Source organism: Pseudomonas marginalis (assembly GCF_900105325.1).
GTDB classification, from domain to species: Bacteria; Pseudomonadota; Gammaproteobacteria; order Pseudomonadales; family Pseudomonadaceae; genus Aquipseudomonas; species Aquipseudomonas marginalis.
In genome coordinates this window covers 51960-66565 of the sequence record NZ_FNSU01000003.1, presented here as the reverse complement: position 1 = coordinate 66565, position 14606 = coordinate 51960, and the positions used below count along the sequence as shown (strand labels likewise).

16 protein-coding genes are annotated in these 14606 nt (G+C 63.0%); 14 read left to right on the top strand and 2 right to left on the bottom strand.

Annotation, left to right across the window (positions count from 1 at the left end):
* Positions 1 to 61: 61 nt before the first annotated feature.
* On the bottom strand, positions 62 to 967 hold the full coding sequence (gene hpaA, locus BLW22_RS09785; RefSeq protein ID WP_027603496.1) for a 4-hydroxyphenylacetate catabolism regulatory protein HpaA: 906 nt from the start codon (positions 965 to 967) through the stop codon (positions 62 to 64).
* Between the two features lie 161 nt (positions 968 to 1128).
* Here hpaA and BLW22_RS09780 point away from each other — a divergent pair, with 161 nt between their 5' ends.
* The 8 genes from BLW22_RS09780 to hpaI all read left to right on the top strand — a co-directional run bounded on the left by BLW22_RS09780 (position 1129) and on the right by hpaI (position 8517).
* Positions 1129 to 1797 carry a fumarylacetoacetate hydrolase family protein gene (locus BLW22_RS09780; RefSeq protein WP_065923961.1) on the top strand — a complete coding sequence of 223 codons (669 nt, stop codon included), beginning with the start codon at positions 1129 to 1131 and terminating at the stop codon, positions 1795 to 1797.
* Positions 1794 to 2564, top strand: coding sequence for a fumarylacetoacetate hydrolase family protein (locus BLW22_RS09775; RefSeq protein WP_074845903.1), 771 nt, complete (start codon positions 1794 to 1796; stop codon positions 2562 to 2564). The genes BLW22_RS09780 and BLW22_RS09775 overlap by 4 nt, the downstream gene beginning before the upstream one ends.
* Positions 2565 to 2569: 5 nt before the next feature.
* On the top strand, positions 2570 to 4030 hold the full coding sequence (gene hpaE / locus BLW22_RS09770; protein WP_065947991.1) for a 5-carboxymethyl-2-hydroxymuconate semialdehyde dehydrogenase: 1461 nt from the start codon (positions 2570 to 2572) through the stop codon (positions 4028 to 4030).
* Positions 4031 to 4178: 148 nt separating this feature from the next.
* Complete coding sequence (hpaD, locus tag BLW22_RS09765) at positions 4179 to 5036, top strand: 3,4-dihydroxyphenylacetate 2,3-dioxygenase (RefSeq protein ID WP_074845900.1); 858 nt, start codon at positions 4179 to 4181, stop codon at positions 5034 to 5036.
* A 99-nt stretch (positions 5037 to 5135) separates the two neighbouring features.
* Entirely contained in the window at positions 5136 to 5528 is a 393-nt protein-coding gene (locus BLW22_RS09760) for a tautomerase family protein (RefSeq protein ID WP_065923958.1), read from the top strand.
* Between the two features lie 51 nt (positions 5529 to 5579).
* On the top strand, positions 5580 to 6884 hold the full coding sequence (locus tag BLW22_RS09755; protein ID WP_065923957.1) for an MFS transporter: 1305 nt from the start codon (positions 5580 to 5582) through the stop codon (positions 6882 to 6884).
* 12 nt (positions 6885 to 6896) lie between these two features.
* A complete protein-coding gene (hpaH, locus tag BLW22_RS09750; protein ID WP_065923956.1) occupies positions 6897 to 7700 on the top strand; it encodes a 2-oxo-hept-4-ene-1,7-dioate hydratase in 804 nt (267 codons plus the stop codon).
* A gap of 13 nt (positions 7701 to 7713) precedes the next feature.
* Positions 7714 to 8517 carry a 4-hydroxy-2-oxoheptanedioate aldolase gene (hpaI, locus tag BLW22_RS09745; protein ID WP_065923955.1) on the top strand — a complete coding sequence of 268 codons (804 nt, stop codon included), beginning with the start codon at positions 7714 to 7716 and terminating at the stop codon, positions 8515 to 8517.
* Positions 8518 to 9060: 543 nt separating this feature from the next.
* On the opposite strand, the gene hpaR is transcribed toward hpaI, so the two are convergent.
* Complete coding sequence (gene hpaR, locus BLW22_RS09740; protein WP_027603487.1) at positions 9061 to 9483, bottom strand: homoprotocatechuate degradation operon regulator HpaR; 423 nt, start codon at positions 9481 to 9483, stop codon at positions 9061 to 9063.
* Between the two features lie 239 nt (positions 9484 to 9722).
* On the opposite strand from hpaR, the gene BLW22_RS09735 reads away from it, so the two are divergent.
* The 6 genes from BLW22_RS09735 (at position 9723) to BLW22_RS09710 (ending at position 14598) form a co-directional block, all read left to right on the top strand.
* A complete protein-coding gene (locus BLW22_RS09735; protein ID WP_065923954.1) occupies positions 9723 to 11021 on the top strand; it encodes an NAD(P)/FAD-dependent oxidoreductase in 1299 nt (432 codons plus the stop codon).
* Positions 11022 to 11052: 31 nt separating this feature from the next.
* Positions 11053 to 11418 (top strand): cupin domain-containing protein, encoded by a 366-nt coding sequence (locus BLW22_RS09730; protein ID WP_065923953.1) that lies wholly within the window; start codon positions 11053 to 11055, stop codon positions 11416 to 11418.
* Positions 11419 to 11475: 57 nt separating this feature from the next.
* Complete coding sequence (locus BLW22_RS09725; RefSeq protein ID WP_065923952.1) at positions 11476 to 12135, top strand: response regulator transcription factor; 660 nt, start codon at positions 11476 to 11478, stop codon at positions 12133 to 12135.
* Positions 12136 to 12220: 85 nt separating this feature from the next.
* The gene (locus BLW22_RS09720) at positions 12221 to 13042 is read left to right on the top strand and encodes a molybdenum cofactor biosynthesis F family protein (RefSeq protein WP_065923951.1); all 822 of its coding nucleotides are present in this window, start codon (positions 12221 to 12223) and stop codon (positions 13040 to 13042) included.
* Positions 13035 to 13835, top strand: coding sequence for an SDR family NAD(P)-dependent oxidoreductase (locus BLW22_RS09715; RefSeq protein WP_074845894.1), 801 nt, complete (start codon positions 13035 to 13037; stop codon positions 13833 to 13835). Before BLW22_RS09720 ends, BLW22_RS09715 begins: the two co-directional genes overlap by 8 nt.
* A complete protein-coding gene (locus BLW22_RS09710; RefSeq protein ID WP_065923949.1) occupies positions 13828 to 14598 on the top strand; it encodes an SDR family oxidoreductase in 771 nt (256 codons plus the stop codon). Before BLW22_RS09715 ends, BLW22_RS09710 begins: the two co-directional genes overlap by 8 nt.
* The last annotated feature ends 8 nt before the right edge of the window (positions 14599 to 14606 follow it).

Sequence of the window (14606 nt, the reverse complement as noted above, 5' to 3'; positions counted from 1 at the left end):
GCACCGCGGCGATGCTCATGATGATCCGCACAAGATCAACAAGACCTACCTTATGCCTGGCTCAACGCAACCCCGATTGGCGCTGGCGGTACTCCCCCGGAGTGAGCTGGGCGTAACGCTGGAAAAAACGACTGAAATAGGCCGGGTCCTTGAACCCCAGCTGATAGCAGATTTCGTTGGCCGAGCTGCCGGTAAACAGCAGCAGGCGCTTGGCTTCCTGCATCAGGCGCTCCAGGATCAGGCGCTTGGACGGCAAGTCGGCAATGCGTCGGCACACATCATTGAGCCGTGCTTCTGTCACCCCAATGCCCTGGGCATACCGCGACAACGGCCAGTGTTGCTGGTAGTGCGCTTCGATCAGCTCGTTGAAGCGGTGGAAGATTTTCAAGTCTTCGTGGCGGGCGGGCGTGGCTTTCAACGAGTTCGAACACAGCCGCAACAGGCTGATCATGATCAACCGCGTCAGGCTATCCAGGGCTGCGCTGCGCCCGGAACGCTGGGCTTTTACCTCTTCGCGCAGTTCCTCGAACAGATAATCCAGGCGGCGGATATCGCCCGCGTATTGCGGCGCCAACTGCGTCAGGGCGACACACGCGGCCGGCAATTGCACACCGGCCGGCGCCAGGCTGGCGTCGGCTTCGATCAGTTGCCACACCAGTTGCTGACGCACCGTCAGCACATGCCCGTCACTGTCGGCCTCGGTCACAAACGAGTGCGGCACCGTGGGTGGCGTGAGGAAGAACATCGGCCCGGACTCGACGTATTGCTGGTCGTCCAGGTACACGCGCACGGTGCCGCTTTTTACGTAGTGAACCTGGAAGAACCGGTCATGCCGGTGAACGGGCATGTTGCGCCCGAAAAAATCCGCCAGGTTGGCCAGCTTGTCGTAATGGACTTCGGCGTCGCTGTAGCGCTGGTCGTACACCTGGCCAATGTTGATGTTCGGGATGGGTTGACGGTCGCTCATCGCACGCTACTCGTTTTTATTGTGATTGCCCTGATGCAGCGGTGCTCACCCTGCAAGCACCCCGTGGACAGTCTACACCCTTGACGATAGTTAACATCTTAATTATAACTGTTAACACATTAACTAAATGCAAGGCCGCCATGGCCCTGCCAGGAGAACCCATGAGCCGTGCCTTGCATGACATCGCGACCGGCACCCTTTTCGGTGTCGCGCTGAACTACCAGGGGTTGCTCAAGCAGCGCCTCGCCGAATTCGAACAGCCGCCGTACCAGAAACCGCCGGTCAAGCCGGTGCTGTTCATCAAGACGCCCAACACCCGCAACCAGCACGGCGCCGAGGTGGTGCATCCCGGCCAGGGCGAACGCCTGCAACCTGGGCCGGCGTTGGGGGTGGTGATGGGCAAGAGCGCCAGCCGCGTCAGCGTAGATGAAGCCCTCGACTACGTGGCCGGCTACACCCTCGTCAATGAGTTCAGCCTGCCGGAAGACAGCTACTACCGCCCCGCCGTCAAAGCCAAATGCCGCGATGGGTTCTGCGCCATCGGGCCCGAGCTGATACCCACAGGGCAGGTGTCGAACCCGCACAATCTTGCGATCACCCTGTACGTCAACGGCGAGGTTCGCCAGCACAACACCACGGCCAACTTCGTGCGCAATATTCCATTGCTGATCGCCGAGATCAGCGAATTCATGACCCTGCACGCGGGCGATGTGCTGATCACCGGCACGCCCGAAGGCCGGGTGGATGTGCAGCCCGGCGACACCGTGGAGGTCGAGATCAGCGGCCTCGGCCGCCTGGTCAACCACATCAAGGCAGAGGAGCTCTCATGAAACACGCCCGTATTCGCTTTGAAGGTGAAGTCCATTCGGTACAGGTCGAAGCTGAAAACGCCGTGCGCCTGGCCGACGGTCGCCTGCTGGCCGAAGACCAGGTGCAATGGCTGCCACCGGCGACCGGCAGCATGTTCGCCCTGGGCCTGAACTATGCCGACCACGCCGCTGAACTGGCTTTCAAGCCGCCGACCGAACCCCTGGCCTTCATCAAGTCCGTGGGCACGTACACCGGCCACAACCAGGTGAGCTGGCGCCCGGATAACGTCGCCTACATGCACTACGAGTGCGAGCTGGTGGCCGTCATCGGCAAGCCGGCGCGCAACGTCAAGCGCGAAGACGCCCTGGATTACCTGGCGGGCTACACCGTGTGCAACGACTACGCCATTCGCGACTACCTGGAAAACTACTACCGACCCAACCTGCGCGTGAAAAACCGCGACGCCACCACGCCCGTCGGCCCGTGGATCGTCGATGTGGCCGATGTGCCGGACCCGAGCAACCTGAAACTGCGCACCTGGATCAACGGCGAGCTGCGCCAGGAAGGCAGCACCCAGGACATGATTTTCGACATTCCCTACCTGATCGAATACCTGTCCAGCTTCATGACCTTGCAACCCGGCGACATGATCGCCACCGGCACGCCCGAAGGCCTGGCCGACGTCGTGCCTGGCGATGAAGTGATTGTGGAAGTCGAAGGCGTAGGCCGCCTGGTTAACCGAATTGTCAGCGAAGCGGCGTTCTTCAGCGCCCGTAAAGAGGCTTGAGCAGCATGATCAAACATTGGATCAACGGCCGTGAGGTCGAAAGCAAAGACGTGTTCGTCAACTACAACCCGGCCACCGGCGAAGCCATCGGTGAAGTCGCCAGCGGCGGCGCCGAGGAAGTCGCGCAAGCCGTGGCGGCGGCCAAGGAAGCCTTCCCGAAATGGGCCGGCACCCCGGCCAAGGAACGGGCGCGCTTGATGCGCAAGCTCGGCGAACTGATCGAACAGAACGTGCCGCACCTGGCCGAACTGGAAACCCTCGACACCGGCCTGCCGATTCACCAGACCAAAAACGTATTGATTCCCCGCGCCTCGCACAACTTCGATTTTTTCGCCGAAGTCTGCACGCGCATGGACGGCCACAGCTACCCGGTCGATGACCAGATGCTCAACTACACCCTGTACCAGCCGGTGGGTGTCTGCGCGCTGGTGTCGCCGTGGAACGTGCCGTTCATGACCGCCACCTGGAAAACCGCGCCGTGCCTGGCCCTGGGCAATACCGCGGTGCTGAAAATGTCCGAGCTGTCGCCGCTGACCGCCAACGAACTGGGGCGCCTGGCGGTGGAAGCCGGGATTCCAAAAGGCGTGCTCAATGTCATCCAGGGTTACGGCGCCACCGCTGGCGATGCCCTGGTGCGTCACCCCGATGTACGCGCGATTTCCTTCACCGGCGGCACCGCCACCGGCAAGAAAATCATGCAGACCGCCGGGCTGAAAAAGTACTCCATGGAACTGGGCGGCAAGTCGCCAGTGCTGATCTTCGAAGATGCCGACCTGGAGCGCGCCCTCGACGCTGCGTTGTTCACCATCTTCTCGTTGAACGGTGAGCGCTGCACCGCCGGCAGCCGGATATTTATCCAGGAAAGCGTGTACCCGCAGTTCGTCGCCGAGTTCGCCGCGCGCGCCAAACGCCTGATCGTCGGCGACCCCCAGGACCCGAAAACCCAGGTCGGCTCGATGATCACCCAGGCCCACTACGACAAGGTCACCGGTTACATCAAGATCGGCCTTGAAGAAGGCGCCACCCTCCTCGCCGGTGGCCTGGAGCGTCCGGCCAACCTGGCGGCGCACCTGAGCAAAGGCCAGTTCATCCAGCCCACGGTGTTCGCTGACGTGGACAACTCCATGCGTATCGCCCAGGAAGAGATCTTCGGCCCGGTGGTGTGCCTGATCCCGTTCAAGGACGAAGCCGAAGCCTTGCAACTGGCCAACGATACCGAATACGGCCTGGCGTCGTACATCTGGACCCAGGACATCGGCAAGGCGCATCGTCTGGCCTATGGCATCGAAGCGGGCATGGTGTTCATCAACAGCCAGAACGTGCGCGACCTGCGCCAACCGTTCGGCGGCGTGAAGGGCTCCGGCACCGGCCGTGAAGGCGGCCAGTACAGCTTCGAAGTGTTCGCCGAGATCAAGAACGTGTGCATCTCGATGGGCAGCCATCACATTCCACGCTGGGGCGTGTAACCCGGACACAACAACGCGTCCTGTAGGAGCGAGCTTGCTCGCGAAGAATCCGCAGGCGCCGCCGGCTAACAGAAGTGCTGCGTTATCGTTGATGTTTTTCGCGAGCAAGCTCGCTCCTACAAAAGAATAAATACTCAGGAGAATGATCATGGGCGAAGTAGTTCTGGCAGCAAAGATCTGCCACGTACCCTCGATGTATTTGTCGGAGCTGCCTGGCAAGCACCACGGCTGCCGCGAAGCGGCGATTGCCGGGCACAAGGAAATCGGTCGGCGCGCCCGCGAGCTGGGCGCCGATACCGCCGTGGTGTTCGACGTGCACTGGCTGGTCAACAGCGCCTATCACGTCAACAGCGGCGAGCACTTCAAGGGCATCTACACCAGTAACGAACTGCCGCACTTCATCAAGAACATGGCGTACGAATACCCCGGCTGCCCGGAGCTGGGCGAGCTGATCGCCGCCGAGGCCAATGCCGCCGACGTGCGTACCCTGGCCCACAACATCCCGAGCCTGGAGCTGGAATACGGCACCCTGGTACCGATGCGCTACATGCACATGGGCGTACCGGACGAGCAGACCTTCAACGTCGTTTCGATTGCCGCCTGGTGTGCCTGGCATCGCCTGCAAGACAGCTTCACCTTCGGCGCCGCCGTGCGCCGGGCCATCGAGAAGAGCGACCGCAAAGTCGTGGTGCTGGCCTCGGGTTCGCTGTCGCACCGCTTCTCCGACGACCGCAATGCCGAAGCCAATATCCATAACTGGACCCGTGAATTCGACAAGCAGGTCGACCTGCATGTGGTGGAACTGTGGCGCCAGGGCCGCTGGAAAGAGTTCTGCGCCATGCTCCCGGACTACGCCGAGCATTGCTTTGGCGAAGGCAAGATGCACGACACCGCCATGCTCCTGGGTTTGCTCGGCGGGCCGGACTACGACAAGCCGGCCGAGATCATCACCGAACCCTTCGGCAGCTCGGGCACCGGGCAGATCAACGCCATTTTCCCGGTTTGAATAAGAACAGCTACAAGCTTCAAGCCGCAAGCTACAAGCCGATCACGCTCACTTGCCGCTTGAAGCTTGCCGCTAAAAGCTACCGACGCAGGAGGTTCCATGCCCCACTTCATCGCTGAATACACCGACAACATCGAACAGCAGGCCGACCTGCCGGGCCTGTTTGAAAAAGTCCACGCCAGCCTGGGCGCCAGCGGCGTGTTTCCCCTGGGCGGCATCCGCAGCCGTGGCGTGCGCCTGGACACCTGGCGCATGGCCGACGGCAAGCATGACTACGCCTTCGTGCACATGACGTTGAAGGTCGGCCATGGCCGCGACCTGGCGACACGGCAGCACGTCGCCGAGCGCCTGTTCGAGGTCATCACCCAGCACTTCGCCGCGCTTCAGGCCCAGCGCCTGCTGGCCTTGTCGTTTGAAATGCTCGAACTGCACGAGCAGCTCAATTTCAAGCAGAACAACGTGCATGCGTTCCTCAAGGCGCAGGTCGGCTAAAGCACCCTGCCCGTTCACACCCTCGGCCTCTCAGACAAAAAGTATAAAACCATGAGCACAGCCCATACCGCCGCCCCCCTCGGCCAGGTCGCACGCGACCGTACCCACAGCACCATCACCTGGCGGCTGATGCCGTTGTTGCTGATCTGCTACCTCTTCGCCCATCTCGACCGCATCAACATCGGCTTCGCCAAGATGCAGATGAGCGCGGACTTGAACTTCAGCGACACCGTCTATGGCTTCGGCGCCGGCCTGTTCTTCGTGGCCTATGCGTTGTTTGGCGTCCCCAGCAACATGGCCCTGGACCGTGTCGGCCCCAGGCGGTGGATTGCCACGCTGATGGTGGTGTGGGGCGTGCTGTCGACCTGCATGTTCCTGATCGACGGCGCCATGGGCTTCTATGTGCTGCGCTTTTTACTGGGGGTGGCCGAGGCCGGTTTCTTCCCGGGCATCCTGGTGTTTCTGAACCGCTGGTACCCGGCCGGGCGTCGCGCGCAAGTCACCGCCCTGTTTGCCATCGCAGTACCGATGGCCGGGGTGATCGGCGGCCCGCTTTCCGGCGGCATCCTTGAACACTTCCACGACCTGGGCGGCCTGCGCGGCTGGCAATGGATGTTCGTCATCGAAGGCGCCCCCGTGATTCTGCTCGGGCTGGTGGTGCTCAAGTGCCTGCCGGACAGCTTCGAGACGGTCAAGTGGCTGGCGCCGGAACAGAAGCAACACCTGCGCGAGCAACTGCACCAGGAAGAACACCGCAAATCCATCACCTCGTTCTCCGCGATTCTTCGCAACCCACAGGTGTGGCTGCTGGTGGCGGTGTACTTCGCGGTGATGCTGGCGGTCAACACCCTGGCGTTCTGGATGCCGACGCTGATCCACGGTGCCGGCATCGGCAGCGACGGCAAGGTCGGCCTGCTCAGTGCGGTGCCGTACCTGGCCGGGTGTTTTTTCATGATTGGCTGCGGGCGCTCATCCGACCACCAGCGTGAACGCCGCTGGCACCTGTGCGTGCCCTTGCTGATGTCGGCCGTGGGCATTGCCATCGCCGGGCTCGCCCCCGCCAACCCGGCCGTGGTGCTGGGCGGCCTGATCGTCGCCGGCATGGGCGCCAGCGCGGCGTTGCCGATGTTCTGGCAACTGCCTCCCGCGTTCCTCTCCAATAACACCCAGGCCGCCGGGATCGCCCTGATCAGCTCGTTCGGCAGCATCGCGTCATTCTTCGCGCCCTACCTGATCGGCTGGATGCGCGACACCACCCAGAGCGCCAGCCTGGCCCTGTACGTCCTGGCGCTGCTGATTGCTCTCGGTGGCCTGCTGGTGCTGCGCACCCGGGCAGCCATCGTCAACCCTCAATAAGAGACTCTTGCCATGCTTGATCAATCGCTCATTTTGCAAGCCGCCGCGCGCCTCGACCAGGCCGAACGTTCACGCGAACAGGTGCGTCAGTTTTCCCTCGATCACCCGGCGATCACCCTCGAAGACGCCTACGCCATCCAGCGCGCCTGGGTGGAACAGAAAATCAGGGACGGGCGCAAGCTGGTCGGCCACAAGATCGGCCTGACCTCCCGGGCCATGCAGGTCTCGTCCAATATCACCGAGCCGGATTTCGGTGCGCTGCTGGACGACATGTTCTTCGATGAAGGCACCGACATCCCCTTCGAGCGCTTTATCGTGCCGCGCGTCGAGGTGGAGCTGGCGTTTATCCTGGGCAAACCGCTGAAAGGCCCGAACGTGACGGTGTTCGACGTGCTCGACGCCACCGAATGGGTGATCCCGGCACTGGAGATCATCGATGCACGCATCCAGCAGGTCGACCCGCACACGAAGGCGACCCGCAAGGTCTTCGACACCATCTCCGACAATGCCGCCAACGCCGGCGTGGTCATGGGCGGGCGGGCCGTGCGCCCCACCGAGATCGACTTGCGCAAGGTACCCGCGGTGCTCTACCGCAATGGCGTGATCGAAGAGTCCGGCGTCTCCGCCGCCGTGCTCAATCACCCGGCCAAGGGCGTGGCCTGGCTCGCGAATAAACTGGCCGCCTATGACGTCACCCTGCAACCCGGACAAATCATCCTGGGTGGCTCCTTCACCCGTCCGGTGGCGGCCAACCCTGGAGATACCTTCCATGTCGACTACGACATGCTGGGTTCGATTGCCTGCCGATTCGTTTAACCGGAGAGTGCTCATGGACATGCCTGTCAACACCTTCAAACATCGCCTGCGCAGCGGGGAAGCCCAGATCGGCCTGTGGCTGGGCCTGGCCGATGCCTATTGCGCGGAACTGGCCGCCAACGCCGGTTTCGATTGGCTGCTGATCGACGGCGAACATGCGCCCAACGACCTGCGCGGCATGCTCGGCCAGCTCCAGGCCGTGGCGCCCTACCCCAGCCAGCCGGTGATTCGCCCGGTGATCGGCGACACCGCGTTGATCAAGCAAGTGCTCGACATTGGCGTACAGACCTTGCTGGTGCCCATGGTGGAGAGCGCAGAACAGGCGCGTACGCTGGTGAAAGCCATCCATTATCCGCCCAAGGGCGTGCGCGGCGTCGGCAGTGCGCTGGCCAGGGCTTCACGCTGGAACAGCATTGCCGGTTACCTCGACCACGCCGATGAGCAGATGTGCCTGCTGGTGCAGATCGAAAACCGCGAGGGCCTGGCCAACCTGGAGGCGATTGCGGCGGTGGAAGGCGTCGACGGGGTGTTTATCGGGCCGGCGGACCTGAGCGCGTCGATGGGCCATCGCGGCAACCCCGGCCACCCCGAGGTGCAGGCCGCCATCGAAGACGCCATCGCGCGCATCCGCAACGCCGGCAAAGCCGCCGGCATTCTCAGCGCCGACCAGGCACTGGCGCGGCGCTACATCGAACTGGGCGCGGCGTTCGTGGCGGTGGGCGTCGACACCACGGTGCTGATGCGCGGGCTGCAAAGCCTGGCGGCGGCCTTCAAGGATTCACCGGCGCCTGACAGCGCGGCCGGCGGCGTCTACTAACGTAGCAGCTGCCGAGCCCCGGCGAGGCTGCGTAGAGCGCGACTCGATCTTGAATCGGCAGCGCGGCCTACGCAGCCTCGCTTGCGCTCGGCAGCTGCTACGAGGGTAGACCGTGGCATTCGTAGCAGCTGTCGAGCCTCGGCGAGGCTGCGTCGGCCGCGACTCGAGCTTGAATCGGCAGCGCGCCTGACGCAGCCTCGCTTGCGCTCGGCAGCTGCTACGAGGGTAGACCGTGGCATTCGTAGCAGCTGTCGAGCCTCGGCGAGGCTGCGTCGGCCGCGACTCGAGCCTGAATCGGCAGCGCGGCCTACGCAGCCTCGCTTGCGCTCGGCAGCTGCTACGAGGGTAGACCGTGGCATTCGTAGCAGCTGCCGAGCCCCGGCGAGGCTGCGTAGAGCGCGACTCGATCTTGAATCGGCAGCGCGGCCTACGCAGCCTCGCTTGCGCTCGGCAGCTGCTACGGGGGGAGACCTTGGTGGGGGGTTGGCATTCGTAGGATTTGCGCGGTGTTGGATAAGACGGTATCCACGGGGGGTAGTTTAACTAGCGCTTGAGAGTTTTCAGTTCGTTGAGCAAGGTCAGCAACGTCTGCAACTTCTCCTCGCCAAACCCCGCCTGCAAGCGCTGGTAATTGGCTTCCATGCTCTGGCTCATTGAGTCGAAACAGGCTTGCCCCTTCTCGGCCAGCCGCACCAGCACGCGGCGTTGGTCCTGTTGCGCCTTGCGCCGCTCCACCATGCCTGCCGCTTCCATGCGCACCAGCACCCCGGTCATGCTCGGCTTGAGAATGCACGCCAGCTCGGCCAGGCGGTTGATCTCAAGCTCCTCATGCTGGCTGAGGATCCGAATGACCCGCCATTGCTGCTCGGTCAGCCCGTGTTGATTGAGCGAAGGGCGAAAAAACCCCATGGCGGCTTCACGCGCATGGAGCAAAGTGAGGGTCAGGGATTGGCGCGGTTTGGACATGGATGGCGGCGTCGCAATTGGTTAACAGATTAACAACATTCTAGCATTGGCGATTGTTGCCCGTGTGCGGCTTTACCGCGCGGCCGGATTCAGGGTTGATGATTGGCAGCCACGGTCAAGAGCGGCGGCACACAGAATCAAGACACCTACCGCTCGGAAGGCACTTAATACACCCCAACAGGCACAGAGCTTCGTGTCGGCTCTGCAGTGCGTTTCCCTTCACTTTTCCAGGCTGCGCCATGATCAATATCGAAACGCCGACCTACTACTCGGCAACCAAGAAATACAACCTCAGCTTCCCCACCCTCGAACAGGACGTGGAAGCCGATGTGGTGGTGATTGGCGGCGGTTTCTCCGGCATCAACACCGCACTGGAACTCGCCGAAAAAGGCATCACCAACATTGTGGTGCTCGAAGCGCGCTACCTGGGTTTCGGCGGCACGGGCCGCAATGGCGGGCAGATCATGGCGGGGATCGGCCATGACCTGGAGAAGATCAAGCAACAAGTCGGCGACGAAGGCCTGCGCCAGATCTTTGAAATCAGCGAGCTGGGCGCCGGCATCATCAAGGATCGCATCGCCAAGTACGCGATCGACGCCGATTTCTGCCACGGCTACGGCTACATGGGCTTCAACGCCCGCCAGGAAAAAACCCTGCGCGCCTGGGAGAAGGACTTCAAGTCGATCAACACCAAGGACGAAATCCGCTTTATGGCGGGGTCCGAGGTCAAGCAGATCATCGGTTCCGACGCCTATACCAGCGCGCTGCTGCACATGGGCGGCGGGCACGTGCACTCGCTGAACCTGCTGCTGGGCGAAGCCAAGGCCCTGGCCGGCCACGGTGTGCGCATCTTTGAGCACAGCCCGGCGCTGGAAGTCAGTTATGGCGAACGCATCACCGTGCGCACCGGCCGCGGCTCGGTCAAAGCCTCCAAGTTGCTGTGGGCCTGCGACAGTTTCCTCAACAAGCTGGAACCGGAACTGCACAAGACCACCGTCAATACCTATGCCTTCCAGTTGATGACCGAGCCGTTGTCGGACGAGATGATCAACCGCATCAGCCCGATACGCGGCGCCTACAGCGATATTCGCCCGGTGATCGACTACTACCGGGTCACCAACGAAAACCGCTTGCTGTTCGGTGCCGCCACACCTTTCGTCGAGCACATCCCGCTGGACCTCAAAGCCTGGAACCGCAACCTGATGCTGAAGATTTTCCCCTACCTCAAGGACGTGAAGATCGACCTGGCGTGGGGCGGGCCGATGGCGACCGGGGCCAACCTGTTCCCGCAGATCGGCACGCTCAGCGGGCGCCCGAATGCCTTTTATGTGCAGGGCTACGCCGGCTTCGGGGTCACGCCCAGCCACATCATCTGCAAGGTCTTGGCCGAGGGCATGAGCGAAGGCTCGTCGCGCTACGACCTGATCAGCGCGGTCAAGCATGCGCAGATCCTGGGCAAGGACCATATCCGCCCGCTGCTGCTCACGGCCGGCAAAAGCCTTCATCAACTTTCGGGCTATTTCAACGGTCGCCGTTGAGCCCCGCTGTTTCATTCACAGGAGAACTGCCATGCCCGTTACCACCCTGAAGAAAGACATCCAATTATCGGACCTCGATGCCTGGGGCACCGTTGCCGACCTCGGCTCCGAGATCCTCGAAGGCGAAGTCAAAGCCTTTGGCAAAATGACCTTCGGCGCCCCGACCGACGCCGTCAGCAGCGCCTATTTCGGCACCACCCAAGGCAAGTTCCGCATGGTCTACCCGTTCGCCGAACAAGCCACGGTGGTCACCGGTGAAGTGGTGCTGACCGACGAAAGTACTGGCCAGAGTACCCGCTACAAAGCCGGCGACAGCTGGTTCGTGACCAAGGGCACGCCGGTGCTGTGGGAGGTGGTAAGCGAGAGTTTTGTGAAGCACTATTTCGCGGTAGTCTGATCGCTCCCCTCTGCCGGCTTCGGCCGGCAGCGTTTTTTACGGCGCAGGTGACTGACCATGCACGCCATCCCCGCTCAGGAAGTCGCAGGCCATTGCCTGCAGGCTTTCACTCAACTGGTGCCCGCCAGCCAGGCAGCGTTCTATTGCGTGGACCGCCAGTTGCAGGCCCGTGATTTCAGGCTGCAAGGCATGAGCGGTGAGATGCACCGCGACTACCTGGACAACTACCGCCAATTCGACCCGTTGCAACCGCGCAATTGCCTGTCCAGCGGGCTGGCGGTGGTGCCGCTGGGGTTCGCCATGGCCCGCCAGCCCCTGCGTGACAGCCGCCGCTATCAAGACTTCCTGCAACGCTACGGTGTGGTCGATGTGGTGGAGATCGTGGCCCATCGCGCGGACCAGCCCCAGGCGGCCATCTCCTTGCTGCGCACGGCGGAGCAAGGGGTGTTTACCCCCGACCAACTGGCTCAGCTCAATGCCTTGCAGGCATTGCTGCAAATGGCGGTGGCCAATATGCAGCCCTGCGACGATGCATTGGCCGGTCTCACGCCCAAGGAACGCCAGATTGCCTGGTTATTGCGTCAGGGTGCGAGCAACAAGCAACTGGCCCTGGAGCTGGATGTCGGCCTGCCGACCATCAAGACCCACTTGATCCACCTGTTTCGCAAAACCGGTGTGAGCAGTCGTACCGAACTGGTCGCCGCGCTGTTTCTTTAAGCCGCCTCAACCCTTTGGTTGATAGGCGCGCCAGGTTGCCAACCGCATGATCCGGGGTGTCCATTCCCTCAACCGGAGCCATGCAATGACCACTTCATCCGACTGGATCACCGTAGGCGCCCTCGCCGATGGTTTTGCCCCCGACGCGTTTATCCTGCCCAACCTGGCCGACCTCAACGGCAAGGCCTTCACCCTGCACTTCGCCAACGGCTGGCAGATCGAGCATCGCTTCGACACCGAGCAGTTGCACTGGCACGCCGCCGACGGTCACTCCAGCGGTTCGGCCGCCTACCGCGCCACCTCGGTCCGCCCGGGCCTGTACCTGGTCGACTTCATCAAGCATGAAGCCGGCCAGGCCTGGTCCATCAGCCTGGTGCTGGACACCACCACGTCGTCGTTCACCGCCGTGATCGGGCGCATGCCGGACCGCGAACAAACCGAGCAAGGCCTCTACAGCCGCGCCCTGGCCGGCAAGGCCCTGACCTCGGTGGACGTGGACTTCCTGCACGGCAGCCTGGATCAACCCTGGCAGCCGGGCCAATGCCCCCACGCGCCCACCCAGGAACTGACCGGCCTGCGCAATCTGTATCGCTACAGCCCCAGCGAAGTCTACGAGCACATCTACCTGAACGATCAGTTCTATGCCTGGCAATGCCTCAAGGGCGTGGAGCAAGGCCTGTGCGATACCGATCGCTGCCACTACTACAAGATCGCCGATCAGCTGTACCTGTTCGTCTGGCGCGAAAAGATCATCCCGACCCTCGGCCTGGTGCTGATCGACCTGCAACAACACCGCAGCGACGGCAAGATCTTCGGCTATGCCGGTGCGTCGTTCGATGAGCTGTCGAACTTTCCAGTCAGCTCCTACTGCCAAGTGCTCAACCGCACGGAGTATCCCGATGCCTGATCCACGCACCGTTGTCATCACCGGTGCCGGCACGGGCATCGGTGCCGCCTGCGCGCGCTTGTACGCCGCCGAAGGGGCCAACCTGGTGCTCATCGGCCGTCGCCGCGAGCCCCTGGAGCAGGTTGCGCAGGACACCGGCGGCCTGGTGTTGGTCGGCGATGCGGCCTGCCCGGCCACCTGGGAGGGTTTCGTTGCGCAGATTGGTCAGCGCTACGGCCGCCTCGATGTGCTGCTGGCCTGCGCCGGCGGGCATGGCGTGGGCAGCGCCACCCAGACCAGCCCACACACCTGGGAGGCGGCCTTGCGCAGCAATCTGGACAGCGCGTTCTACAGCGCCCGCGCCTGTCTGCCGCTGCTGATCGAAAGCGCCGGCAATATCGTGCTGCTCGGCTCCATCGCCTCCCTGGCCGCCGGACCCGAAGTATGCGGCTACACCGCCGCCAAGCATGCGCTGCTCGGGCTCAATCGCTCCCTGGCGCGGGATTACGGCCCACGCGGTGTGCGGGTGAACGCGGTGTGTCCCGGCTGGGTTACCACGCCCATGGCCGACGAGGAAATGCAGCCGTTGATGAGCTTCCACGGCGACACCCTGCCGCAAGCCTATGCCCGCGTATGCGCCGACGTGCCGTTGCGGCGCCCCGCCAGCGCCGAGGAAATCGCCAAGGTGTGCCGCTTCCTGGCCAGCCCGGATGCCGCGATCATCACCGGGGCCAGCGTGGTCGCCGATGGCGGTTCGAGCATCGTCGATGTACCCACACTGGCTTACGTCCATATGGAGCGTGCACATGCCTGAAGACTTGGATTTCAGCGGCAAGACCGTGCTGGTCACCGGCGGCGCCCAGGGTATCGGCCAGGCCATCGTCGAGGCGTTCGCCTGGCGTGGCGCCCGCGTCATGATCGCCGACCTGCGCCTGGCACAAGCCCAGGCATTGGCCGAGGGCTTGCGTGCGCGCGGCTGCCGGGTCGAGGCCATCGCGCTGGACCTGGCCGAGGCGACGGCGGTGTTCGAAGGCATCAAGGCTATAGAACAGGACTGGGGTCGCCTGGATATCCTCGTGCACAACGCCGGCTACTTTCCGTTGACAGCGTTCGCGCAGATCACCCCGGCCATGCTTGAACGCACGCTGGCGGTCAACCTCTCGGCGCTGTTCTGGCTGACCCAGGCCGCCTTACCGATGTTTCAACGCCAGGGCGGTGGCTGCGTACTGGTCACCTCATCGGTCACCGGGCCACGGGTTGCCTATGCGGGGCTCAGCCACTACGCGGCGTCCAAGGCCGGGGTCAACGGTTTTATCCGCAATGCCGCGCTGGAGCTGGCGACTTACCAGGTGCGCGTCAACGGCGTCGAGCCAGGGATGATTGCCACGCCGGCCATGGATAACCTGGGCGACAGCCAGGTCAATGCCGACATCGCCAGCCGCGTGCCCCTGGGACGCCTCGGTGCCGCTCAGGATATTGCCGGGGCCATGCTGTTCCTGGCCTCCGACCTGGCGACCTACATCACCGGGCAGACCATCGTGGTGGACGGCGGCTCGACGTTGCCAGAGGTGAAGTGACCTCTATC